Annotated in this window: 23 protein-coding genes; 16 read left to right on the forward strand and 7 right to left on the reverse strand. The window is 66.6% G+C overall.

The annotated features are described in order from the left end of the window. Positions 1–17: 17 nt before the first annotated feature. From ASF94_RS09830 to tolA, 5 genes are all read left to right on the forward strand, one after another. Positions 18–1,217: a pyridoxal phosphate-dependent aminotransferase gene (locus tag ASF94_RS09830; RefSeq protein ID WP_056665153.1), complete on the forward strand. Its 1,200-nt coding sequence runs from the start codon at positions 18–20 to the stop codon at positions 1,215–1,217. A gap of 37 nt (positions 1,218–1,254) precedes the next feature. Beyond that, positions 1,255–1,677 (forward strand): tol-pal system-associated acyl-CoA thioesterase, encoded by a 423-nt coding sequence (gene ybgC / locus ASF94_RS09835; RefSeq protein WP_056665156.1) that lies wholly within the window; start codon positions 1,255–1,257, stop codon positions 1,675–1,677. Next, complete coding sequence (gene tolQ, locus ASF94_RS09840; protein WP_056665159.1) at positions 1,674–2,375, forward strand: protein TolQ; 702 nt, start codon at positions 1,674–1,676, stop codon at positions 2,373–2,375. The genes ybgC and tolQ overlap by 4 nt, the downstream gene beginning before the upstream one ends. A gap of 16 nt (positions 2,376–2,391) precedes the next feature. After that, positions 2,392–2,817, forward strand: a complete 426-nt coding sequence (locus ASF94_RS09845; RefSeq protein WP_056665161.1) for a biopolymer transporter ExbD — start codon at positions 2,392–2,394, stop codon at positions 2,815–2,817. Positions 2,818–2,918: 101 nt separating this feature from the next. Next, on the forward strand, positions 2,919–3,998 hold the full coding sequence (tolA, locus tag ASF94_RS09850) for a cell envelope integrity protein TolA (protein WP_056665164.1): 1,080 nt from the start codon (positions 2,919–2,921) through the stop codon (positions 3,996–3,998). A 384-nt stretch (positions 3,999–4,382) separates the two neighbouring features. Here the strand turns inward: tolA and ASF94_RS09855 are convergent, their stop codons facing one another. Further along, positions 4,383–5,720: an MFS transporter gene (locus tag ASF94_RS09855; RefSeq protein ID WP_056665166.1), complete on the reverse strand. Its 1,338-nt coding sequence runs from the start codon at positions 5,718–5,720 to the stop codon at positions 4,383–4,385. 280 nt (positions 5,721–6,000) lie between these two features. On the opposite strand from ASF94_RS09855, the gene cyoA reads away from it, so the two are divergent. From cyoA to ASF94_RS09890, 7 genes are read left to right on the forward strand one after another with little or no spacing between them, the layout of a single operon-like run. Continuing rightward, entirely contained in the window at positions 6,001–7,056 is a 1,056-nt protein-coding gene (cyoA, locus tag ASF94_RS09860) for a ubiquinol oxidase subunit II (RefSeq protein ID WP_056665169.1), read from the forward strand. Positions 7,057–7,112: 56 nt separating this feature from the next. Further along, the gene (gene cyoB, locus ASF94_RS09865) at positions 7,113–9,116 is read left to right on the forward strand and encodes a cytochrome o ubiquinol oxidase subunit I (RefSeq protein ID WP_056665171.1); all 2,004 of its coding nucleotides are present in this window, start codon (positions 7,113–7,115) and stop codon (positions 9,114–9,116) included. After that, positions 9,109–9,744 carry a cytochrome o ubiquinol oxidase subunit III gene (cyoC, locus tag ASF94_RS09870; protein WP_056665174.1) on the forward strand — a complete coding sequence of 212 codons (636 nt, stop codon included), beginning with the start codon at positions 9,109–9,111 and terminating at the stop codon, positions 9,742–9,744. Before cyoB ends, cyoC begins: the two co-directional genes overlap by 8 nt. Next, positions 9,745–10,227: a cytochrome o ubiquinol oxidase subunit IV gene (gene cyoD / locus ASF94_RS09875; RefSeq protein ID WP_056665178.1), complete on the forward strand. Its 483-nt coding sequence runs from the start codon at positions 9,745–9,747 to the stop codon at positions 10,225–10,227. Continuing rightward, positions 10,224–11,054 (forward strand): SURF1 family protein, encoded by an 831-nt coding sequence (locus ASF94_RS09880; protein ID WP_369818659.1) that lies wholly within the window; start codon positions 10,224–10,226, stop codon positions 11,052–11,054. Before cyoD ends, ASF94_RS09880 begins: the two co-directional genes overlap by 4 nt. Continuing rightward, complete coding sequence (locus ASF94_RS09885) at positions 11,038–12,414, forward strand: ATP-binding protein (RefSeq protein WP_056665181.1); 1,377 nt, start codon at positions 11,038–11,040, stop codon at positions 12,412–12,414. Before ASF94_RS09880 ends, ASF94_RS09885 begins: the two co-directional genes overlap by 17 nt. Next, positions 12,401–12,940: a response regulator transcription factor gene (locus tag ASF94_RS09890; protein ID WP_056665184.1), complete on the forward strand. Its 540-nt coding sequence runs from the start codon at positions 12,401–12,403 to the stop codon at positions 12,938–12,940. The genes ASF94_RS09885 and ASF94_RS09890 overlap by 14 nt, the downstream gene beginning before the upstream one ends. 94 nt (positions 12,941–13,034) lie before the next feature. Here the strand turns inward: ASF94_RS09890 and sbmA are convergent, their stop codons facing one another. The 6 genes from sbmA to ASF94_RS09920 all read right to left on the reverse strand — a co-directional run bounded on the left by sbmA (position 13,035) and on the right by ASF94_RS09920 (position 20,563). Then, positions 13,035–14,051, reverse strand: coding sequence for a peptide antibiotic transporter SbmA (sbmA, locus tag ASF94_RS09895; protein WP_056665187.1), 1,017 nt, complete (start codon positions 14,049–14,051; stop codon positions 13,035–13,037). A gap of 208 nt (positions 14,052–14,259) precedes the next feature. Then, positions 14,260–16,851 carry a bifunctional aconitate hydratase 2/2-methylisocitrate dehydratase gene (gene acnB, locus ASF94_RS09900; protein ID WP_056665190.1) on the reverse strand — a complete coding sequence of 864 codons (2,592 nt, stop codon included), beginning with the start codon at positions 16,849–16,851 and terminating at the stop codon, positions 14,260–14,262. Positions 16,852–17,055: 204 nt separating this feature from the next. After that, the gene (locus tag ASF94_RS09905) at positions 17,056–17,712 is read right to left on the reverse strand and encodes a hypothetical protein (protein WP_056665193.1); all 657 of its coding nucleotides are present in this window, start codon (positions 17,710–17,712) and stop codon (positions 17,056–17,058) included. A 56-nt stretch (positions 17,713–17,768) separates the two neighbouring features. Beyond that, positions 17,769–18,785 carry a CoA ester lyase gene (locus ASF94_RS09910; RefSeq protein WP_056665197.1) on the reverse strand — a complete coding sequence of 339 codons (1,017 nt, stop codon included), beginning with the start codon at positions 18,783–18,785 and terminating at the stop codon, positions 17,769–17,771. Next, positions 18,782–19,564 carry a trans-aconitate 2-methyltransferase gene (gene tam / locus ASF94_RS09915; protein ID WP_056665200.1) on the reverse strand — a complete coding sequence of 261 codons (783 nt, stop codon included), beginning with the start codon at positions 19,562–19,564 and terminating at the stop codon, positions 18,782–18,784. Before tam ends, ASF94_RS09910 begins: the two co-directional genes overlap by 4 nt. Before the next feature lie 12 nt (positions 19,565–19,576). Further along, complete coding sequence (locus tag ASF94_RS09920) at positions 19,577–20,563, reverse strand: malate dehydrogenase (RefSeq protein ID WP_056665215.1); 987 nt, start codon at positions 20,561–20,563, stop codon at positions 19,577–19,579. A gap of 214 nt (positions 20,564–20,777) precedes the next feature. On the opposite strand from ASF94_RS09920, the gene ASF94_RS09925 reads away from it, so the two are divergent. The 4 genes from ASF94_RS09925 (at position 20,778) to sdhA (ending at position 24,409) form a co-directional block, all read left to right on the forward strand. Continuing rightward, on the forward strand, positions 20,778–21,569 hold the full coding sequence (locus ASF94_RS09925) for a GntR family transcriptional regulator (protein ID WP_056665218.1): 792 nt from the start codon (positions 20,778–20,780) through the stop codon (positions 21,567–21,569). A 152-nt stretch (positions 21,570–21,721) separates the two neighbouring features. Next, positions 21,722–22,156 (forward strand): succinate dehydrogenase, cytochrome b556 subunit, encoded by a 435-nt coding sequence (sdhC, locus tag ASF94_RS09930; RefSeq protein ID WP_056665221.1) that lies wholly within the window; start codon positions 21,722–21,724, stop codon positions 22,154–22,156. Between the two features lie 45 nt (positions 22,157–22,201). Further along, entirely contained in the window at positions 22,202–22,567 is a 366-nt protein-coding gene (gene sdhD, locus ASF94_RS09935) for a succinate dehydrogenase, hydrophobic membrane anchor protein (protein WP_056665224.1), read from the forward strand. 33 nt (positions 22,568–22,600) lie between these two features. Next, entirely contained in the window at positions 22,601–24,409 is a 1,809-nt protein-coding gene (gene sdhA / locus ASF94_RS09940) for a succinate dehydrogenase flavoprotein subunit (protein ID WP_056665298.1), read from the forward strand. Positions 24,410–24,434: the final 25 nt, after the last annotated feature.

Genomic DNA, 24,434 nt, shown 5'->3' on the forward strand with positions numbered 1-24,434 from the left:
GCAGGAACCGCGCACCGATGAAGTTCTCCTCCCGCGCCGAGCGCATCGAACCGTTTTACGTGATGGAAGTCGCCAAGGCCGCCCAGGCCCTGGCGCGCAGCGTGGCCGGCAGCGCCGACCCGATGATCTTCCTGAACATCGGCGAGCCCGACTTCACGGCACCACCGCCGGTGCAGGAAGCGGCCGACCGGGCGGTGCGCGCCGGCACCACGCAATACACCCACGCGCTGGGCCTGGACGCCCTGCGCGAGCGCATCAGCGGCTGGTATGCGCAGCGCTTCGGCGTGCAGGTGCCCGCGCGGCGCATCGTCATCACGGCGGGCGCCTCGGCGGCGCTGCAGCTGGCCTGCCTGGCGCTGATCGAGTCGGGCGACGAGATCCTGATGCCCGACCCGAGCTACCCGTGCAACCGCCACTTCGTGAGCGCGGCGGAAGGCCGGGCGGTGCTGATCCCCACCACCGCCGAAGAGCGCTTCCAGCTCAGCGCAGCCAAGGTGGAAGCCGCCTGGGGGCCGAAGACGCGCGGCGTGCTGCTGGCCTCGCCTTCCAACCCCACCGGCACGTCGATCGCGGCCGATGAGCTGCGGCGCATCCATGACGTGGTGCAGGCGCGCGGCGGCGTCACGCTGGTCGATGAGATCTACCTGGGCCTCTCCTATGCCGAAGGCGCGGCAGGCGAAGATTTCGGCCGCACGGCCCTGGCGCTGGACGAGAACATCGTCAGCATCAACAGCTTCAGCAAATACTTCCACATGACCGGCTGGCGCCTGGGCTGGATGGTGGTGCCCGATGCCATGGTGCCGGTGGTGGAGCGGCTGGCGCAGAACCTCTTCATCTGCGCGTCCACCATCGCCCAGCATGCCGCCCTGGCCTGCTTCGAGCCCGAGAGCATCGCCGAGTACGAGCGGCGGCGGTTCGAGTTCAAGGCCCGCCGCGACTTCTTCATCCCCGCGCTGGAGTCGCTGGGCCTGCCGGTGCCGGTGGCGCCCGACGGCGCCTTCTATGCCTGGGCCGACTGCAGCCGGGCGGCCGAGCGGCTGGGCGTGCAAGGCAGCTGGGACTTCGCCTTCGCCCTGATGCAGCGCGCCCACCTGGCGATCACGCCCGGGCGCGACTTCGGCACAGCCGACACGGCGCGCTTCGTGCGCTTTTCCACGGCCAATTCGATGCCGCAGCTGCAGGAGGCCGTGCGCCGCCTGCGCTCGGTGATCGGCTGACCGGCTCCCGCCCCGTCGAACGGCAAGGCATTCCGTCATGGCATTCGAATGGCCCGTGCGCATCTACTGGGAAGACACCGACGCCGGCGGCATCGTCTTCTATGCCAACTACCTGAAATTCTTCGAGCGCGCGCGCACCGAATGGCTGCGCTCGCTGGGCCTGGGCCAGCAGGCGCTGCGGGAACTCACGGGCGGCATGTTCGTCGTAGTGGACGCGCAGCTGCGCTACCTGAAACCCGCCCGGCTGGACGATGAACTGATTGTTACGGCGGCCGTTCTGGATTGCGGACGGGCTTGCCTGACAATACGCCAGCAGGCGCTCCTGAAAACAGAGCAAACCAGCGAGTCCGGCCCGGTGCTGCTGTGTGAAGGCACGGTCCGCATCGGCTGGGTTCAGGCGGACACGCTCCGTCCCGCGCGCATCCCTGCATCCCTTCTGGAAACACTCTCAAGACCATGAATTCGCAAGACATGTCGATCGTCAGTTTGGTGCTCAACGCCAGTTGGGTGGTGCAGTTCGTCATGCTGCTGCTGATCGGCGTCTCGATCGCCAGCTGGGCGGCCATCTTCCGCAAGCTGTTCGCCCTCAAGCGGGTGCGCTCGCTGAACGACGACTTCGAGCGCGAGTTCTGGTCGGGCACCAGCCTGAACGACCTGTACGCAGGCGCTGCGCAGAACTCGAAGAACGCCGGCCCCATGGAACGCATCTTCGCGAGCGGCATGCGGGAATACCAGAAGCTGCGCGAGCGCCGCATCACCGACCCCGGCACGCTGCTGGACGGCGCCCGCCGCGCCATGCGCGCGAGCTTCCAGCGGGAGATGGACGTGATCGAGTCGAGCCTCTCGTTCCTCGGCTCGGTGGCTTCGGTGTCGCCCTATGTGGGCCTCTTCGGCACGGTCTGGGGGATCATGCACGCGTTCACCGGCTTCGCTGGCATGGAGCAGGTCACGCTCGCCAACGTGGCACCGGGCATCGCCGAGGCGCTGGTGGCGACCGCCATCGGCCTCTTCGCTGCCATTCCCGCCGTGGTCGCCTACAACCGCTTCGCCCGCGACATCGACCGCGTGGCGACCCACCAGGAGACCTTCATCGAAGAGTTCTCCAACATCCTGCAGCGCAACCTGGGCGCCCAGCCCGGTTCGGCTTCCGGCCACTGATCACGAGGAGCCCCGCATGCCCGCAATGGCCTCGCGCAGCGGCAGCCGCCGCCGGTCGATGAACGAAATCAACATGGTGCCGTTCATCGACGTGATGCTGGTGCTGCTGATCATCTTCATGGTCACCGCCCCCATGCTGACCCCCGGCATGATCGACGTCCCCACGGTGGGCAAGGCGTCCAAGCAGCCACCGGCCGTGGCCCAGATCATCGTTGGCAAGGACGGGCAGCTGCAGCTCAAGACACAGGACGCGACCCGCACGCTCTCCCAGCGGGAGATCGGCGACGCCGCCAAGCGCTGGCAGTCCGGACAGCCCGAAGGCAGCGCCGTGGTCATCACTGCCGAAAAGACCGTTCCGTACGAGTCGGTGGTGAAAGCCATGGACTCGCTGCAGAAGGCTGGCGTGCAGCGCGTGGGCCTGTCCGTCAAGGCCGGCGGCTGACGCCACCGCCCGGCGCAGCCGCGTTTCGCTGACTGCGCTGCGGCCTCGGACTTCCACGCTTTTCCTTTATCGCTTCAGAACCGCCCTTCCTTTCGCTCCGCATGCACGCCCAAGACGATCGCGACCAGTTTGCCCCGCCCCGCCCGCCCGGGCGTCTGCGTGCCGTGGCCCTGGCGGTGCTGGCGCATGCCGCGCTGATCGGCGCGCTGACCTGGGGCGTGAACTGGAAGACCAGCGCGGACCGGCCGGCCGTGGAGGCCGAACTCTGGTCCGCCGTGCCGCAGCAGGCCGCGCCACGGCTCACCACCCCCGAGCCGACGCCTGCGCCAGCGCCCCAGCCCCAGCCGACCCCGGCGCCGGTGCCGCCGCCCCCTCCACCGCCGCCGCCCCCTCCACCTCCCGCGCCTGCGCCACCACCGCCACCGCGGCAGGTGGAGCCGGACACGCGCGAGGCGGACATCGCCATCGAGCGCGAGAAGAAGCGCCTGGAACAGGTGAAGAAGCAACGCCAGCAGCAGGCCGAGCGGGACAAGCGCGAACGCGAGCGCAAGGAGCAGCTGGAGCAGGAGAAGAAGGAACGCCTGCAGAAGGAAAAAGACAAGGAAAAGGAAAAAGCCCAGCGCGACAAGGCCGAGAAGGAACGCGCCGAGCGCGAACAGGAGCGCCGCGAAAAGGCCGAACAGGAAAAGAAGAAGCAGCAGCAACAGCAGGCGCAAGCCGAGGCGCAGAAGCAGGCGGAAGCCCAGAAGAAGGCGGAAGCGCAGAAGCAGCAGGCCGAGGCCAAGAAGAAGGCCGAGGCGGAAGCCAAGCGCATCGAGGCGCAGCGCCAGCAAAACCTGCTTCGCCTGCAAGGCCTGGCCGGCGCCACCGGCGGCGAAACGGCCACCGGCACCGCACAGCGCAGCTCGGGCCCCTCGGGCAGCTATGGCGGCAAGGTGGCGGCGAAGGTGCGTCCGAACATCGTCTATCCGGACGTCGTCTCCGGCAACCCGCGGACTCTTGTGGAAGTGCGGGTCGCGCCCGACGGAACCATCGTCGGCACGCGCATCACCCAGTCCAGCGGCAACAAGGCCTGGGACGACGCCGTGATACGCGCGCTGCAGAAGACCGACACGCTGCCGCGCGACGTGGACGGCCGCGTGCCACCCTCGCTCACGCTCGACTTCAGCCCGAAAGAGTAGTCGGCGCGGCGGGTGCCTGCGGCGCCTGCGCCGGCCCGTGCCGCCTGTTGCCGGGGTGACTTTGGCCACTCCCGGAGGCTTCACTGCCCCGGCGCCCAATGTCCACTGAGGGGCCTGGCAGGGGCGTCAGGCAATCACCTGCGTCGCCTTGGAGCTCACTGGCTTATCCACTTCACGCCATACCCGCATCGGCGTTGGCGCCGGCATTGCCACTGCCTGAAACGCTACCAAAAACAGAGCTGCCTGCCCTAGAAACTCCGGGATTTCAAAGCACATCGGCTTTGAAACCCTGACGAATCCAGCGCAGGCAGCTATGGAAATAATAGCGATCTGCTTGCGGTGCGCCCGGGATCGGACCCTGCCGATCCCCGGCGCTTTGCAGCGTCACTCGCGGCGCTCTATCAACCGGTTGATGCGCAGGGCCAGCAGGGTGCAGATCGCGCCCGACAGCAGGTAGACGCTGACGGCGGCCAAGCCGAACTTGGCGGACAGGCCCAGGGCCACCAGCGGTGCAAACGCGGCGCCGAACAGCCAGGCCATGTCGGCCGACAGGGCCGCGCCGGTGTAGCGGTAGCCCGGCGAGAAGTTCGCCGTGACCGTGCCGGAGGCCTGGCCATAGGACAGCCCCAGCAGGATGAAGCCGACGATGATGAAGATGTTGTTCCCGGTCGTGCCGCCCTGCAGCATCATGGGCGTCAGCACGCTGAAAACGCCGATCAGCGCGGCCATCACGCCGAGCGTGTTGCGGCGGCCGTACCGGTCCGCCAGCCAGCCCGACAGCATCACCGCGCCGGCAGCGCAGAAGGCGCCGAAGATCTGAACGCCCAGCACATGGGAGATGGACTGCTCCGAATACATCGAGATCCACGACAGCGGGAACACCGTCACGACGTGGAACAGCGCGAAGCTGGCCAGCGCGGCAAAGGCGCCCAGCACCACGTTGCGGCCCTCGTCACGCATCAGGCGGGTCACGCTCACGGGCTCCAGTTCACGCTGCTGCATCAGGTCGGCGTAGGACTGACCGACCACCAGGCGCAGCCGGGCGAACAGTGCCACCACGTTGATGGCAAAAGCCACGAAGAACGGAAAGCGCCAGCCCCACTCCAGGAACTCGGCCACGCTCAGGCTGCTGTAGAGATACGCGAAGATGCTGGCCGCCAGCACGAAGCCGATGGGAGCACCCAGTTGCCCGACCATCGCGTACCAGCCGCGGCGCTCCTTGGGCGCGGACATGGCCAGCAGCGACGGCAGGCCGTCCCAGGTGCCGCCCAGCGCCAGGCCCTGGCTGATGCGCAGAACGACCAGCGCCACGATGGCGGCGCTGCCGATGGAGTTGTAGCTGGGCAGGAAGGCCATGCCGGCCGTGCTTGCGCCCAACAGGAACAGAGACACCGTCAGCTTGGTGCCCCGCCCCCAGCGGCGCTGGATGGCCATGGAAATGGCGGTACCGACCGGCCGGGCGATGAAGGCCAGGGAGAAGACGGCAAACGCCATCAGCGTGCCGTCCAGCCGTGACAGGTACGGAAAGACGAACGACGGGAACACCAGCACACAGGCCAGCCCGAAGACGAAGAAGTCGAAATATTCGGACGAGCGCCCGATGATCACGCCGACGGCGATCTCGCTGGGGGTGACGTCCTCATGGGTATCGGCACGTGAGAGTGATCCCGAATCATTGAATTCTCCTGCTGGCACGCCAGCAGTGGCTGCGAGTCCACTCATGTAAAACCTCCTGTCGCTTTGATGAGTAGGTTCTACGCGCATCGACCCCGTCTCACAAGGCGACTTTTCCTCACAAGCGGGTGGGAGTTACCCTACGCATCATCCGGTCGGCCCGCCGCTCCGTCGTGGAGGCCTCATCGGGGACAGGGGCTCGGCCCGTTCCTGACGGCAGCTTGACCGTGGACAAAATGTCCAATCGACAAAACTGCTGTGCGTATTACATTCCGAGGCATCCAGTAACCACGTTTCTACCTAAGCGCGCGTCCAGCGCGTCTTCAAGATGTATCAATTCAAGGAAATCCGCAGGCCCGCGTGGCTTGCCGCGGCCCTGATGACCACGCTGCTGGCGGGCTGTCAGAAGGCCGTCGTGCTCAACCCGGCAGGGGACGTCGCCGCGCAGCAAGGCCAGCTGGTCGTCACCGCGACGCTGCTCATGCTGATCATCATCGTGCCGGTGATCTTCCTGGTGTGCTTGTTCGCCTGGAAGTACCGCCACACCAACGCCGACGCCGAGTACGACCCGGAATGGCACCACTCCACCACGCTGGAGCTGGTGATCTGGACGGTGCCGCTGCTCATCATCATCGCTCTGGGCGCCGTCACCTGGATCGGCACCCACAAGCTCGACCCCTACCGTCCGCTGGACCGGGTGGATGCCAGCCGGCCGCTGGCCGCCAACGTCAAGCCGCTGGAAGTGCAGGTGGTGGCGATGGACTGGAAGTGGCTCTTCTTCTACCCCGAGCAAGGCATCGCCACGGTGAACGAGATCGCCGCGCCGGTGGATCGCCCGATCCTGTTCAAGCTGACCTCCACCTCGACGATGAACTCGTTCTACGTGCCTGACCTGGCCGGCATGATCTATGCCATGCCGGGCATGCAGACCGAATTGAACGCCATCATCAACAAGGCCGGTGTCTACCACGGCCTGGCGTCGCACTACAGCGGCGCCGGCTTCTCGGGCATGACTTTCAAGTTCCGCGGTGTGAGCGAAGGCGACTTCAATCAGTGGGTGGCCCAGGCCAAGGCCGCTGGCAAGCCCCTGAACCGCACCTCCTACCAGGCACTGGCCAAGCCCAGCGAGCGCAACCCCGTCGAGTACTTCGCCAGCGTCGAGGAAGGCCTCTACGAGAAGGTGCTCAACCGCTGTGTCGAAGACGGCAAGATGTGCATGCACCACATGATGGCGATCGACGCCAACGGTGGCGAGGCCTACCTGAAGGCGGCCGGCCTGAACCTGCCGCAGGACGTCTGCACCGTGGAGAACGCCGCGCAGGTGGTGGCCTCCCTGGGCCAGCCGCTCGCCCGCAACCCCCGCTCCCTCGCCTCCCCACAATAAATCCGAAGGGCCGGGGCCTGTGCGAACAGGTCCGGCCCGCATCAAAGAGACTCGATATGTCTGAACAAACCGCCGCTGTGTCCCATTGGGCCCTAGGTCGGCTCAGCTGGGATTCCGTCCCGATGGCGCATGAGCCCATCGTGCTCTGGACCTTCATCGCCGTGGTGCTGGGTGGCCTGGGCGTGTTCGCCCTCATCACCAAGTTCCGCCTGTGGGGCCCGCTCTGGCACGACTGGATCTGCAGCATTGACCACAAGAGGATCGGGATCATGTACATGATCCTGGGCCTGGTCATGCTGCTGCGTGGCTTTGCCGACGCGCTCATGATGCGCCTGCAGCAGTCCATCGCCTTCGGCGACAACATGGGCTACCTGCCGCCCCACCACTACGACCAGATCTTCACCGCCCACGGCGTGATCATGATCTTCTTCGTGGCCATGCCGCTGGTGACGGGCCTGATGAACTACCTCGTGCCGCTGCAGATCGGTGCGCGCGACGTGTCGTTCCCCTTCCTGAACAACTTCAGCTTCTGGATGACCACGGCCGGCGCCGTGCTGGTGATGGTGTCGCTGTTCCTGGGTGAGTTCTCCACCTCGGGCTGGCTGGCTCTGTCGAACCTGGGGGCGCAGAACCCGGGGGTGGGGCTGGACTACTACATCTGGGCGCTGCAGATCGCCGGGGTGGGGACGACGCTGTCGGGCATCAACCTGATCGTCACCATCGTCAAGATGCGCGCGCCCGGCATGAACCTGATGAAGATGCCCATCTTCACCTGGACCTCGCTCTGCACCAACGCACTGATCGTCGCCTCGTTCCCCGTGCTGACCGCCGCCCTGGTGCTGATGTCGCTGGACCGCTACGTGGGCACGAACTTCTTCACGAACGACTTCGGCGGCAACCCGATGCTCTACGTGAACCTGATCTGGATCTGGGGCCACCCCGAGGTGTACATCCTGATCCTGCCCGCCTTCGGCATCTTCTCCGAAGTCGTGGCCACGTTCTGCCGCAAGCGCCTGTTCGGCTACACCTCCATGGTCTACGCCACGGTGGTGATCACCATCCTGTCGTACCTGGTGTGGCTGCACCACTTCTTCACCATGGGCTCCGGCGCCAGCGTGAACACGTTCTTCGGCATCACGACGATGATCATCTCGATCCCGACGGGCGCGAAGATCTTCAACTGGCTGTTCACCATGTACAAGGGCCGCATCCGCTTCGAGCTGCCCATGATGTGGACGGTGGCCTTCATGATCACCTTCGCCATCGGCGGCATGACCGGCGTGCTGCTGGCAGTGCCTCCAGCCGACTTCGTGCTGCACAACAGCCTGTTCCTGATCGCCCACTTCCACAACGTGATCATCGGCGGCGTGCTGTTCGGCCTCTTCGCCGGCATCAACTACTGGTTCCCCAAGGCGTTCGGCTACAAGCTGGACCGCACCTGGGGCGTGCGCTCCTTCTGGCTGTGGGTGATCGGCTTCTGGGTCGCCTTCGGTCCGCTGTACGTGCTGGGCCTGATGGGCGTGACCCGTCGCGCCAACCACTTCGAAGATCCGTCGCTGCAGCCCTACTTCATCGTGGCCGCCATCGGCGCCGCCATGATCGCTGCCGGCATCGCCTGCTTCCTGATCCAGTTGCTGGTCAGCTACCTCAAGCGCGAAGAGCTGCGCGACTTCACCGGCGACCCGTGGGACGCCCGCACGCTGGAATGGGCCACCTCGTCGCCACCACCCCAGTACAACTTCGCGTTCACGCCTGTCGTGCATGAAATCGACGCCTGGTGGGACATGAAGCGCCATGGCTACGTCCGTCCGCTGACGGGCTTCCAGCCCATCCACATGCCGGCCAACACCGGTTCGGGCGCGGTCATCTCCGCCCTGTCGCTGGTGCTCGGCTTCGCCCTGATCTGGCACATGTGGCTGCTGGCCGGCCTGTCGTTCGCAGGCGTGGTGCTGGTCGCGATCATCCATACGTTCAACTACAAGCGCGATTTCTACATTCCTGCCGACGAAGTCGTCACGACCGAAGAAGCCCGCACACTCCAACTCGCACGCCATGTCTGATATCCGTCTTACCGCCGGCGCCGCCGCCGGCACCCTGGCTCCGCGCGAATACCACCCGGCGCACGAGCCCCATCCAGAGAACGGCACGGCGCTGGGCTTCTGGCTCTACCTGATGAGCGACTGCCTCATCTTCGCCGCCCTGTTCGCCACCTACGGCGTGCTGGGCCGCAGCTACGCGGCCGGCCCCACAGGCGCCGAGCTGTTCGACCTGAAGCTGGTCGCCATCAACACGGCATTCCTGCTGGCGTCGTCCATCACCTTCGGCTTCGCCATGCTGCGCAAGCAGCTGAACGACGTGAAGGGCACGCTGCTGTGGCTGGCCGTGACGGGCTTTTTCGGCCTGTGCTTCCTGGCGCTGGAAATCTATGAGTTCCATCACCTGATCCACCAGGGCGCCGGCCCGCAGCGCAGCGCGTTCCTGTCGGCCTTCTTCACGCTGGTGGGCACCCACGGCCTGCACGTGACCTTCGGCCTGATCTGGCTCACCGTGCTGATGATCCAGATCGGCAAGCACGGGCTGATTCCGGAGAACAACCGCCGCCTGATGTGCCTGTCGATGTTCTGGCACTTCTTGGACGTCGTCTGGATCGGCGTCTTCACCTTCGTGTACCTGATGGGAGTGCTGTAAATGAGCGCACAACACACAACCCACGCCCCGGCCGGCGCCCATTCCGCGCACGCAGCCCACGGCGCCCACGGCGCCCACGGCGGCCACGACCATGCGGGCGACACCCCGCACCACGCCGCCAACGAGCCGCACAGCACCTTCTCGGGCTACATGACCGGCTTCGTGCTGTCGATCATCCTGACGGCCATTCCGTTCTGGCTGGTGATGGCCAAGGTCATCGCCGACCGCAACATGGCGGTGCTGGTGCTGGGCGGCTTCGCCGTGGTGCAGATCCTCGTGCACATGGTGTACTTCCTGCACATGAACGGCAAGGTCGAAGGCGGCTGGACCATGCTGTCCACGATCTTCACCGTGGTGTTCGTCGCCATCGCCATCGCCGGCACGCTGTGGGTCATGTTCCACATGAACACCAACATGATGCCGGACCACACCATGCCCGGCATGCCGCCGGCGCCAGCCGCGCCATCGGCCGTGACGCCTTGACCAGCGAGGCGCTCACGGGCGCCGGCCCTCGCGGCCGGCGCTCCACCCTGATCCAAGCGGTGCTCATCCTGGTGGGCATCGCTTTGTTTTTGGGGTTCATCGCCCTGGGTAGCTGGCAGGTGCAACGGCGCGCCTGGAAGCTCGAGCTGATCGAGCGCGTGGACCGCCGGGTGCACTCGGCACCCGTCGCCCTGCCCCCCGTGGCCGAATGGCCGCGCGTGGATGCCGCCGGCTACGAATATCTTCCCGTCGCCGCCACCGGCCGCTGGCTGGCGGACAAGACCGTGCTGACCCAGGCGGTGACCGACCTGGGCGCCGGTTTCTGGGTGCTTACGCCCCTCGCGCGCGACGACGGCACCCAGGTGCTGGTCAACCGAGGGTTCATTCCCGCCGAACAGCGTGCCCAGTGGCAAGGCGGCGCCGGGCTTGGCGGCACCCCGGACCCGGACCCGGTCACGGTGCAGGGGCTGCTGCGCCTCAGCGAACCGGGCGGCGGCTTCCTCAGGCGCAACGATCCGGCCGCCCAGCGCTGGCATTCGCGCGACGTCGCGGCCATCGCGGCGGCGCAGGGGCTGCCGAACGCCGCGCCGTTCTTCATCGATGCCGGGCTGCCCGGCTCGCCCGTCGCGGCGGCAGGCAACGCCAGCTCCTGGCCCCGGGCCGGAATGACGGTGATCCGGTTTGCCAACAGCCATCTGGTGTATGCCCTCACCTGGTTCGGGCTGGCACTGATGACGGTCATCGCCGGGGTGTACGTGGCACGATACGAGCGGCGTCGAAACGCCGGCTCCGCTGCCGCTTCCACCTTCCATGACACCGCCCCCTGACACCCTACCCTCCGCGAACGCTTCCGCACCGCCCGCGCCCATCCCTGCGGTGCGCAAGGCGCAGGCCGCCAACACGGCAGCAGGCCTGAAGAACCTGCAGCAGCTGATCCAGCTGCGCTGGCTCGCAGTGATCGGCCAGGTGTTCACCATCGAAGTCGCCCACTACACGCTGGCCCTGGCCGTGCCGGTGGGCGAGATGCTGATGGTGGTGGGCTGTCTGGCACTCTTCAACGGGGTCAGCCACCTGCGCTGGCGCACCGGGCACCGGGTACAGCATGTCGAGCTGTTCCTGGCGCTGCTCATCGACGTGGCGGTGCTCACGGTGCAGCTCTACCTGAGCGGCGGCACCGGCAACCCCTTCGTCTTCCTGTACCTCCTGCAGATCGCGCTCGGCGCGGTGCTGCTGCGCGGGGGGTACATCTGGTCGATCGTGCTGATCACGGCGCTGTGCTTCACCGCCCTATCGCGCCACCACCTGCCCCTGCCCGCCACGCCCGACCTGCACCAGGGCGCGCCGAGCCTCTACACCCAGGGCCTGCTGGTGTGCTTTCTGCTCAATGCGATCCTGGTGGTGATCTTCATCACACGCATCGGCCGCAATCTGCGCCAGCGCGATGCCCGCCTCGCGTCGGCACGGCAGCGGGCGGCGGAAGAGGAACACATCGTGCGCATGGGGCTGCTCGCCTCCGGCGCGGCGCACGAGCTGGGTACGCCGCTCTCCACCATGGCGGTGATCCTGGGCGACTGGAAGCACGACCCGCTGCTGTCTGGCCACCCTGGCCTGAAGGGCGAAGTCGCCGAGATGCAGGCGCAGGTGAAACGCTGCAAGAGCATCGTCAGCGGCATCCTGCTGTCGGCAGGCGAAACCCGGGGCGAGGAGTCTGCGGAGACCACCGTCTGCCAGTTCGCCGACCGCCTGGCCCACGACTGGCAGGCCACGCGCTCGGTGGCGGAATTCCGCTATGCCAACCGCTTCGGCGCGGACGCAGCCATGGTGGCCGACACCACGCTGGAGCAAATGGTTTTCAATGTGCTGGACAATGCCCGCGACGCCTCGCCCGGGCGGGTGGAGCTGGTGGTCGACCGCATCGCCGACACCCTGCGCATCACCGTCACCGATGCCGGGCCGGGGTTCGATCCCGCCATCCTGTCGCGGCTGGGCAAGCCCTATCAGTCGACCAAGGGGCGCGCGGGCGGCGGCCTGGGGCTGTTCCTGGCGATGACCGTCGCGCGCACGCTGGGCGGCAGCCTGGTGGCCCGCAACCGGCCGGAAGGCGGGGCCGAAGTCGTCATCCAACTGCCTTTGGCGGCCATCGCGCTGCCGGAACCTGGAGCCTCGCATCACCATGGAACCCACTGACCGGCTGCTGCTCATCGTCGAGGACGACGACGCCTTCGCGCGCACCCTGGCGCGCTCTTTCGAGCGGCGGGGCTACCGCGTGCTGCAGGCCGACAGCCTCACCGCGCTCGACAGCGTGCTGGCCGAGCACACGCCGGGCTACGCCGTCGTGGACCTGAAGCTCAAGGGCGAGGCCTCGGGCCTGGCCTGCGTGCAGAAGCTGCATGCCCACGACGAAGACATGCTCATCGTCGTGCTGACGGGCTTCGCCAGCATCGCCACCGCCGTCGAGGCCGTGAAGCTGGGCGCCTGCCACTACCTCGCCAAGCCCTCCAACACCGATGACATCGAGGCCGCCTTCGGCTTGTCGGAAGGCAATGCCGACGTGGAGCTCACCAACCGCTCCAGCTCCATCAAGACGCTGGAGTGGGAACGCATCCACGAGGTGCTGGCCGAGACCGATTTCAACATTTCGGAAGCTGCACGGCGCCTGGGCATGCACCGGCGCACCCTCACGCGCAAGCTGGAAAAGCGGCAGGTCAGCTGATCATTTTTGGATGAAATCCGGCCTCCGCGCTTGATATACATGGGCGTAATGCTATTATTTTAATAGCAATAAACAGTAGAGGCATGGGTTTCGCTCAAAGGCCGGGGTCGGTCCTGCCCGCTGCCGCCAGCGATACCGGCTCCGCCGGCATCTGCTGCTCGAAGGCGCGCAGCCGCTTGTAGATCGAGATCTGCTCGACCACCGTGCTCCAGTTCTGCACCAGGAACTGGAACGACTCCATCACCCGGTCGAAGGCACGCGAGATCTGCTGCATCACCCCGAGCGTGATGCCGCCGGCGATCAGCGTGGGGCCGAGCGCCACCAGGGGCACCAGCACGCTCACCTGCAGGTACGACCACTTCACGACGTCGAAGTAGAGATAGTTGAAGAACAGCCGGAAATAGTTGCGCCGTACGTCGGCGAACAGCGCTGCCGCCGTGGACGGTTGGGCGCGCGCCGGGTCGTCCTCGCCCAGCACCAGCTCCTTGCGATAGGCCGCCTCCACCCGTTGGTTGTGGAATTCCAGCCCCGGCAAGCGCACACCGACCACCGCCAGCAACAGCGTTCCGCCCAGCGACCACAGCAGCGCCACCCACACCAGCGAGTGCGGCACCGCGCCGAGCACGGGCAAGGCGGTGACCTTGTCCGACAGCATCCAGAGCACCGGGACGAAGGCGGCGAGCGTCATCAGGCTGCGCATGAAGGTCAGACCCAGGCTTTCCATGGTGCTGGCGAAGCGCATGGTGTCTTCCTGCACGCGCTGCGCCGCGCCCTCGACGTGGCGCAGTCGCGGCCACGCAGCCATGTAGTGCTCGTTCATGGCCTGCCGCCAGCGAAAGATGTAGTGCTTGCAGAAGAAGTCCACCACCACCGCGGTGGTTACATACACCATGGCGATGCGGATGAAGGTCGACAGCTCGCTCCAGTACTGCCCAGCGGTGATGCTGCCCGGCTGCCCCAGCGACTTCTGGATCAGGTCGTAGAACGCTCCGAACCAGTCGTTGATCTGCACGTCCAGCTCGACGCGGTACCAGGTCGCCAGCAGGATGAAGGCCGAGCCGGCGATCGACCAGGCCCACCAGCGGCGGGCCAGAAAGAAGGACTTGAACATCGTGCGTCCGTGTTGTTGTGGTTCTGCCGGGTGAGATGCAGGCGGCCCCCTCAACGTTCCATCGCTGCCTGCCCTTTCGCCAGCAAGCGAGCCACTCCATGAAAAAAGCCCTGGAGATCACTCTCCAGGGCTTGGCGGCGCGCGGCCCGCGAAGGGCCACACCGGGCGCGGGACCGCGAGCGCCGAGGCGCGCCGGCCCCCTGCCGCGTCAGGCGGCGACCGACTTGGCGGCTTCCGCGTATTCCTCGATCTGGTCGAAGTTCATGTAGCGGTAGACGCTCGCCTTGTCCGCATCGATCACACCCATTTCCTTGAGGTATTCCTCCTTGGTGGGCAGCTTGCCGATGCGCGAGGCGATGGCGGCCAGCTCGGCCGAGCCCAGGAACACGTTGGTGTTCTTGCCCAGGCGGTTCGGGAAGTTGCGGGTCGAGGTGGAAATGACCGTCGCGCCTTCACGCACCTGCGCCTGGTTGCCCATGCACAGCGAGCAGCCCGGCATTTCGGTGCGGGCACCGGCCGTGCCGAACGCCGCGTAGTGGCCTTCCTTGATCAGCTCGCTCTCGTCCATCTTGGTGGGCGGTGCCACCCACAGCTTGACCGGAATGTCGCGCTGGCCACCCAGCAGCTTGGCAGCGGCCCGGAAGTGGCCGATGTTGGTCATGCACGAGCCGATGAAGGCTTCGTCGATCGGGGTGCCGGCCACTTCCGAGAGGAACTTGGCGTCGTCCGGATCGTTCGGGCAGCAGACGATGGGCTCCTGGATGTCGGCCAGGTCGATCTCGATCACGGCAGCGTATTCGGCGTCCTTGTCGGCTTCCAGCAGCTCGGGGTTGGCCAGCCAGGCCTCGACCTTCTCGATGCGGCGTGCCAGCGTGCGGGCGTCGGCGTAGCCGTCGGCGATCATCTTCTTCATCAGCACGACGTTGCTGGTGAGGTATTCCTTGATCGGCTCGGGGTTCAGCTTGATCGTGCAACCGGCAGCGGAACGCTCGGCGGACGCGTCGGACAGCTCGAAGGCCTGTTCGACCTTCAGGTTCGGCAGGCCCTCGATCTCGAGGATGCGGCCCGAGAACGCATTGACCTTGCCGGCCTTGGCCACGGTCAGCAGGCCCTGCTTGATGGCGTAGAGGGGAATGGCATGCACCAGGTCACGCAGCGTGACGCCGGGCTGCATTTCGCCCTTGAAGCGCACCAGGATGGATTCGGGCATGTCGAGGGGCATCACACCCGTCGCCGCACCGAAAGCCACCAGGCCGGAGCCGGCCGGGAACGAGATGCCGATCGGGAAGCGCGTGTGCGAATCGCCGCCGGTGCCGACGGTGTCGGGCAGCAGCAGGCGGTTCAGCCAGCTGTGGATCACGCCGTCGCCCGGGCGCAGTGCCACGCCGCCGCGGTTGCTGATGAAGGCCGGCAGTTCGCGGTGCGTCTTCACGTCCACGGGCTTCGGGTAGGCGGCCGTGTGGCAGAACGACTGCATCACCATGTCGGCGGAGAAACCCAGGCAGGCCAGGTCCTTCAGCTCGTCGCGGGTCATGGGGCCGGTCGTGTCCTGGCTGCCCACGGTGGTCATCTTCGGCTCGCAGTAGGTGCCGGGCCGCACGCCCTGGCCTTCCGGCAGGCCGACGGCACGGCCGACCATCTTCTGCGCCAGCGTGAAGCCGGCCTTGGATTCGGCGGGCGCCTGCGGCAGACGGAAGACGGTGGATGCGGGCAGGCCGAGGAACTCGCGCGCCTTGGACGTGAGCGAACGGCCGATGATCAGGTTGATGCGGCCGCCGGCGCGCACTTCGTCGAACAGCACGTCGCTCTTGAGCTGGAACTCGGCCACGGTCTCGCCGTTCTTCACCAGCTTGCCGTCGTAGGGCATGACGTCGATCACGTCGCCCATCTCCAGCTTGGAGACATCCACCTCGATCGGCAGGGAGCCGGAATCTTCCTGGGTGTTGAAGAAGATCGGGGCGATCTTGCCGCCGAGCGTGACGCCGCCGAAGCGCTTGTTCGGCACGAACGGAATGTCGGCGCCGGTCGCCCAGATCACGCTGTTGGTGGCCGACTTGCGCGAGGAGCCCGTGCCCACCACGTCGCCCACGTAGGCCACCAGGTGGCCCTTCTTCTTCAGGTCCTCGATGAACTGCATCGGGCCGCGCTTGCCGTCTTCCTCGGGCTTGAAGGCCGCGTCAGGGCGCGTGTTCTTCAGCATGGCCAGGTAGTGCAGCGGGATGTCCGGACGGCTCCAGGCGTCGGGCGCGGGGGAGAGGTCGTCGGTGTTGGTTTCGCCGGGCACCTTGAAGACGGTGACGGTGATCTTCTTCTCGACTTCCGGGCGGCTGGTGAACCACTCTGCGTCGGCCCACGACTGCATGACTTCCTGGGCCTTGGCATTGCCGGCCTTGGCCTTCTCGGCCACGTCGTTGAAGAAGTCGAACATCAAGAGCGTCTTCTTCAGCGCCTCGGCGGCCACGCCCGCCACTTCGGCGTCGTCCAGCAACTCGATCAGCGGGTGCACGTTGTAGCCGCCCACCATGGTGCCGAGCAGTTCGGTGGCCTTGGACTTGGAGAGGAGACCGACCTTCAGATCGCCATGCGCCACGGCGGCCAGGAAGCTGGCCTTGACCTTGGCTGCGTTGTCCACGCCGGGCGGCACGCGGTGGGTCAGCAGTTCGATCAGGAAAGCCTCTTCGCCGGCGGGCGGGTTCTTGATCAGCTCGATGAGCTCGGCCACCTGCTTGGCGTCGAGCGGCAGCGGCGGAATGCCCAGTGCAGCGCGTTCGGCTACATGGTCGCGATAGGCTTTCAACATTTTCTTCTCCAGTGGGTACTACGTTTCTAAGATGGGGCGGCTGGGCCGCGTGCCAACCGGCAGGCAACGCACGGCACGCAGGACACGAACGACACGCGCGGCCCGAGGGCGGCCGTGCCGTGAGGCGCCGCACGCTCGGTAGGCACTTCGCGGGCCGCGAACGTGTCCTGCGGCCGGCACGCATGGCGCCGGGCCGGCTGCTGCTTACTTGTTGGCGGCCGCAGCGGGCAGCGGGTCGAGAACGCTCGGCTGAGGGTTGGTCTTCAGACCTTCCGCCACGAGCAGTTGCTCGGGGCTCATGCACTCGTCCGCAAGGCGTTGGCCGGCCTTCTGGTTCATCAGCATCGACTTGTTGGCGATCTGCAGCCACACGGCGCCACCGTGCTGGTCTTCCAGGCGCACGGCGCCGGTGCTGGTCGCCACAGGCGTCATGCGGTACTTGAAGCCCTTGCCTTCCAGGTTGAAGCGGCCGGGCGACGCCGGGTCGCGCTCGATGTTCACCGAGGCGCCCAGCTCGCAGGCGATGCGGCCGGTGTGCACCTTCTCCGCAATCGCCAGCTCGGCAGGCGACAGGGCCTCCTCGGCAGCCACCAGGCCGGACGCCACCTGTGCCGTCGCGCTCTTGAGCTGGGTGCGGCTGCTGTTGGCCTTGGGCTTCGCCTTGGCGACCGTGGTCTTCTCGGCGGCTGCGGACTTGGCCGTGGACTTGGCCGGGGTGGTTTTCTTGGCCGCTGGCTGCGCCGACTTGGCGGCCGGCTTGGCCGTGGTCTTGGCGGCTGCGGCCTTGGCGGCGTCAGCCGTCTGCGCCAGGGCCAGCGCGGGAGCCAGCACCATCAGCGCGGATGCGATCAGGGACTTCATGGGGAGATTCCTACTCGGGGAAAAAAGCGGTGTATGAAACAACCTGCGGGGAAGGATCAGGCGGCCGGAACATCGGCCGATGTGAACCATGCCTGCGCCGTCTCGGGCAGCGCTCGGCCGGTCTGGTGAGCACGCGTCAATACCTGCCAGAAATAGCGGTAGCTGGCGCGATCGTGCAAGACGCCCTCCACGCTGACCGGAGCCCAGTCGGCGTGAACGGCGGCAGAAAGGATCCGGGCAGCCAGCACGATTTCATCGTGCGCGGGGGCAAAGGCCGCCAGGATGGGCAGGATCTGGGCCGGATGGATGCTCCACATGCGGGTGAAGCCGAATTCCCGTGCGGCGCGGCCGGCCGACGCCTGCAGGGCCGCCGCATCGTTGAACTCCGTCACGACGCAATGGGACGGCACCTTGCCATGCGCATGGCAGGCCGACGCGATCTCCAGCTTGGCGCGCACCACCAGCGGATGCTCGAACTGGCCGGCAGCGCTCATGCCGGCCGCCGGAATCGCGCCCCCGTGGGCGGACACGAAATCCATCAGCCCGAAGCTCAGGCTCTGCACCCGAGGGTGCGCGGCGATGTCGAACGCGCGGTGCACGGCAGCCGGCGACTCGATCAGCACGTGCAGCGGCAGGTGGCCGGCGCCCGCCGCCAGCAGCGCTCGCTCGGCCTGCAGCACGTCTTCGACGGATTCCACCTTCGGAATCATGATGTGGCAGAGGCGGTGCCCCGCCTCGCCCGCGATGACCGCCATGTCTTGCGCAAAGGCGGGGTGATCGACCGTGTGCACGCGGGCCGCCACGCGGGCGGCAGGCGCGGCGTCGCGGGCGAGCGCGGCCACCAGCGCCGCATGCTCACGCTCCTGCCCGACCGGCGCTCCGTCTTCGCAGTCGAGCGTCACGTCGAACACGCAGCGGCCGTACTCGGCGGTGAGTTCGGCCTGCAGCGCGAGGCTCTTGCGCATGCGCGCCTCCACCCCGCTGTAATGGTCGCAAACGGGCAGCTGCATGGCGCCGGCCTGGGCACCCAGCAGCGCCTCGGCCGGGTGGACGAATGGGGAGGTGCCGCTCATGCCGCCCGCTGCGCAATGAGGAAGAGGCGGGGAAACGCCAGCAGCCGGCGGCCGTCGGTGCGCACGGCATAGGCAGCGTCCACCCGGCGTTCGTACTCGGCCAGGAAGCCGGCGCGCTGCGCGTCGTCCAGGGGGTCGGTGAACGGTTTCAAGCCGGTGGCGCGCACCCATTCGACGATGGTGGACGCCGACGGCATGACATGCTGATAGACCGTGTGCCACACGTCCACCAGGGCGGCGTGGGGGGCCAGCAGGTCGTAGTAGCCGCCGACCGCGAGCAGGTCGGTGCGCACCGCATCCGGGTCGCCGATGGAGGCGGACCAGGGGCCGGCCGCCGCGACTTCGCGCATCAGCCGATGGGTGGGCTCCTGCCGGTTGTCGGGCATCTGGATCGCCAGCACGCCGCCAGGCGCTAGGCTGCGCAGCAGCCGGGGAATCAGTTGTTCGTGCCCTGCCACCCACTGCAGGGCGGCATTGGCGAAGATGAGGTCGGGAGCCGCGCCCGTTGCGGGCTCCCAGCGGGCGATGTCGCCTGCGATGAATTCGACGCCAGGCAGCCGCTGCCTGGCAGTGGCCAGCATGGCTTCGGAGTTGTCCAGGCCGGTGACCTGGGCATCCGGAAACCGCTGCACCAGCAGCTCGGTGGAATTGCCCGGACCGCAACCGAGGTCCACCACGCGGGTGGGGGCCGGATGCGGCACGCGCGCCAGCAGCTCCTGGGCCGGGCGCGTGCGCTCGTCCTCGAAGCGGCGGTAGAGCGCGGGGTTCCAGTCGAGCATGACGCTTGTGGTTTACAGCAGGTGCTTGACGCCGTCTTGCTCGCCTTGCAGCTCGGCCAGCGTCTTGTTGATGGCTTCTTGCGAGAAGGCGTCGATCTCCAGGCCTTCGACGATCTTGTATTCGCCGTTCTCGGTGGTGACCGGGAAGCCGAAGACGATGCCGGCAGGAATGCCGTATTCGCCGTTCGATGGCACGCCCATCGTGACCCACTCGCCGTTAGAGCCCAGCGCCCAGTCACGGATGTGGTCGATGGCGGCGTTGGCAGCCGAAGCGGCCGACGACAGACCGCGTGCGGCGATGATGGCCGCGCCCCGCTTGCCCACCGTCGGCAGGAAGGTGTCGGCGTTCCAGACCTGGTCGTTGATCATGTCCTTGATCGACTGGCCGTTGGTGGTCGCGAAGCGGTAGTCGGCATACATCGTGGGCGAGTGGTTGCCCCACACCGTCAGCTTGCGGATGTCGCCCACCTTGGTGCCGGTCTTGGCGGCCAGTTGCGATGCGGCGCGGTTGTGGTCCAGGCGCAGCATGGCGGTGAAGTTCTTGGCCGGCAGGTCCGGAGCCGACTTCATGGCGATGTAGGCGTTGGTGTTGGCGGGGTTGCCGACGACCAGCACCTTCACGTTGCGCGACGCGACGGCGTTCAGCGCCTTGCCTTGTGCGGTGAAGATCTGGGCGTTGGCGGCCAGCAGGTCGGCACGCTCCATGCCGGGGCCGCGCGGACGGGCACCGACCAGCAGTGCGTAGTCGGTGTCCTTGAAGGCTTGCAGGGGGTCGGAATGGGCTTCGATGCCGGCCAGCAGCGGGAAAGCGCAGTCTTCCAGCTCCATGATCACGCCCTTGAGCGCGTTCTGGGCCTTCTCGTCGGGGATTTCCAGCAGCTGCAGGATGACCGGCTGGTCCTTGCCGAGCATTTCGCCGGAGGCGATGCGGAACAACAGGGCGTAACCGATTTGGCCGGCTGCGCCGGTAACGGCGACACGGACGGGCTTCTTGCTCATGTGAAAACTCCAAAAATAATGAAGAAACAGGTGTCGGTGCAAGTTGCACCAGCGCCAGTCACCAGCAGCCCGTGCCCTGCAGAACAGCCTCGGAGTGTACTGCCGAATCGGGCGCGGCGCCAATTTGTCTTATGTCTTATATAAGATATGATCGCTGCTTGCCCTGAATGGCCCTGGCGTATCGCAGCCCCGGCCCGGGCAGGCCCCACCAACGATGTCCTCCACCCCCCTCGCCGATACCGACAGCGCAGCCCCCCTTCCCGGCGGCTCGGCGGCGTCGACGCCCGCATTCAGCCCGCTCTACCAGCAGATCAAGGGCCTGATCCTGCAGAGCCTGCAGCATGGCGAATGGAAGCCGGGCGAGGCGATTCCCAGCGAAATGGACCTGGCCGCCCGGTTCCGCGTGAGCCAGGGCACGGTGCGCAAGGCCATCGATGAGCTGGCGGCCGAGAACCTGGTGACGCGCCGCCAGGGCAAGGGCACCTTCGTCGCCACGCATGCGGAGCGCCATGTGCAGTACCGCTTCCTCAAGCTGCAGCCGGACGTGGGCGATGCGAATGACGAAGGCCCCGCCCAGCGCAGCGTGCTGGAGTGCCGGCGCCAGCGGGCCAGCGCCGAGATCGCGCGCGCGCTGATGCTGCGCTCCGGCGATCCGGTCATCCTCGCGCGGCGCATCCTGGCCTTCAGCGGCGAGCCCACCATCCTGGAAGACATCTGGCTGCCCGGCCAGACCTTCAAGGGCCTGACCGGCGAGCGCCTTGCCCAATACCAGGGGCCGACCTACGCCATGTTCGAGATCGACTTCGGCGTGCGCATGGTGCGCGCGGAAGAAAAGATCCGCGCGGTGCTGCCAGACGCAGCCCAGGCGCAGGCGCTGGGCGTGAGCGAGCAGACTCCGCTGCTGAGCGTGGAGCGCCTTGCCTTCACCTACAACGACGTACCGATGGAACTGCGCCGCGGTCTCTACCGCACCGATACCCATCACTACCGCAACGAGCTGAGTTGACCGTTGTGGTCTCTTCGCGTCCTCCTGTCACCAAAGCCCGAGCGCGCCGAAAATACGTGCGGCCCGACCCCACGGTTGTTGCATTGCAATAGAATTTTGGGTTGTTTGCCCGCGCAATTACAACGCAGTTACATCCACGAAAGCCCCTCGACATGACTGAAGTCGCCAAGAAACGGCCTGAATTCCGGAACATCAACGCCCTGACGGACTTGCCTACCTACCGCCTGCCTCCCGCAGGCTGGGTGTCGATCCTGCACCGCGTCAGCGGCGTGATCATGCTGGTGCTGCTGCCGTTCGTGCTGTGGATGTTCGACACGTCGGTGTCCTCCGAAATCTCCTTCGGCCGCTTCACCTCGGCCTTCACGGCCGGCGTGGGCTTCGTGCCCGGCTGGTTCATCAAGCTCGTGGTGCTGGCGCTGATCTGGGCCTACCTGCACCACTTCACGGCCGGCATGCGCCACCTGTGGATGGATGTCAGCCACGCTGCCGTGAGCAAGGAATTCGGCGACAAGTCGGCCAAGGCCACGCTGGTGATCAGCATCGCCTTGACCCTGGTGCTGGCCGCCAAGCTCTTCGGCCTGTACTGACCGGCCGCCCGCCCTGCATACATCACCCACCAAGAGGTAAATCCCATGTCCGTGAACTATGGTTCCAAGCGCACCGTCGTCGGTGCCCACTACGGCCTGCGCGACTGGCTCAGCCAGCGCGTCACCGCCGTGCTGATGGCGGTCTTCACGCTGGTCGTTCTCGCCCAGCTGGTGCTGACCAAAGGCCCGATCGGCTACGACCGATGGGCTTCGATCTTCTCCGCGCAATGGATGAAGGTGCTGACGTTCTCCGTCGTGCTGGGTCTGGCGTGGCACGCCTGGGTCGGCATGCGCGACGTCTGGATGGACTACGTCAAGCCCGTCGGCCTGCGCCTGGCGCTGCAAGCGGTCACGATCTTCTGGCTCGTAGGCTGCGCCGGCTGGGGTATTCAGATCCTCTGGCGCCTCTGACCCGATTCCCCCGCGACTGAAAGAGCAAAAACAATGAGCTACACCAAAGCGAACATCACCACCCGCAAGTTCGACGTCGTCATCGTCGGCGCGGGCGGCTCCGGCATGCGTGCTGCGCTGGAACTCTCCCGCGCGGGCCTGAACGTGGCCTCGCTCTCCAAGGTCTTTCCCACCCGCTCGCACACCGTGGCGGCGCAGGGCGGCGTGTCGGCTTCGCTCGGCAACATGAGCGAAGACAACTGGCACTACCACTTCTACGACACCATCAAGGGCTCCGACTGGCTGGGCGACCAGGACGCCATCGAGTTCATGTGCCGCGAAGCGCCCAAGGTGGTGTATGAGCTGGAACACTTCGGCATGCCGTTCGACCGCAATCCGGACGGCACCATCTACCAGCGCCCCTTCGGCGGCCACACCGCCAACTATGGCGAAAAGCCCGTGCAGCGCGCCTGCGCCGCAGCCGACCGCACCGGCCACGCCATGCTGCACACGCTGTACCAGCAGAACGTGAAGGCCAAGACGAACTTCTTCGTCGAGTGGATGGCGCTCGACCTGATCCGCGACGCTTCGGGCGACGTGGTCGGCGTGATGGCGCTGGAGCTGGAAACCGGCGAGCTGTACGCCCTGCAGGCCAAGGCCGTGCTGCTGGCGACCGGCGGCGCGGGCCGCATCTTCGCTGCCTCCACCAACGCCTTCATCAACACCGGTGACGGCCTGGGCATGGCGGCACGTGCCGGCATTCCGCTGCAGGACATGGAGTTCTGGCAGTTCCACCCCACCGGCGTGGCCGGCGCGGGCGTGCTGCTGACCGAAGGCTGCCGCGGCGAAGGCGCCATCCTGCTCAACAGCAACGGCGAACGCTTCATGGAGCGCTACGCGCCCACGCTGAAGGACCTGGCGCCACGCGACTTCGTCTCGCGCTCCATGGACCAGGAAATCAAGGAAGGTCGCGGCTGCGGTCCCAACAAGGACTACGTGCTGCTCAAGCTCGACCACCTGGGCGCGGACACCATCCACAAGCGCCTGCCCTCGGTGTACGAGATCGGCGTCAACTTCGCCAACGTCGACATCACCAAGGAGCCGATCCCGGTCGTGCCCACCATCCACTACCAGATGGGCGGCATCCCGACGAACATCAACGGCCAGGTCGTCATCCAGAACGGCGACGTGCACAACCAGGTGGTCAACGGGCTCTACGCCGTGGGCGAATGCTCCTGCGTGTCGGTGCACGGCGCCAACCGCCTGGGCACGAACTCGCTGCTCGACCTGCTGGTGTTCGGCAAGTCGGCCGGCCGCCACATCGTCGACTTGGTCAAGAAGAGCGGCGAGCACAAGCCGCTGCCGGTGGACGGCGCCGACCGCACCCTGGCCCGCCTGAACCAGCTGCAGGACTCCAAGGCAGGCACCTACGCGCAGGACGTCGCCAACGACATCCGGTCGTCGATGCAACTGCATGCCGGCGTGTTCCGCACGCAGGACAGCATGGACGAAGGCGTGGGCAAGATCAACGCCATCCGCGAACGCGTGAGCAGCATCACGCTGAAGGACAAGTCCAAGGTGTGGAACACGGCCCGCATGGAAGCGCTGGAAGTGGACAACCTCATCGAAGTGGCCCAGGCCACGATGACGTCGGCCGCAGCGCGCAAGGAATGCCGCGGCGCCCACACGGTGTACGACTACGAGCACCCGGCCGACCACCCCGACTTCCCGCTGGGCCGCAACGACAAGGAATGGATGAAGCACACGTTGTGGCATAGCGCTGACAACAGCCTCACCTACAAGCCGGTCAACCTCAAGCCTTTGACGGTGGACAGTGTGCCTCCGAAGGTCCGCACGTTCTGATCCCCCGCAGCCTCACGAGAGAATC

Origin of the sequence: Acidovorax sp. Leaf160 (genome assembly GCF_001424265.1) — a bacterium.
Lineage (GTDB): Bacteria > Pseudomonadota > Gammaproteobacteria > Burkholderiales > Burkholderiaceae_C > Paracidovorax.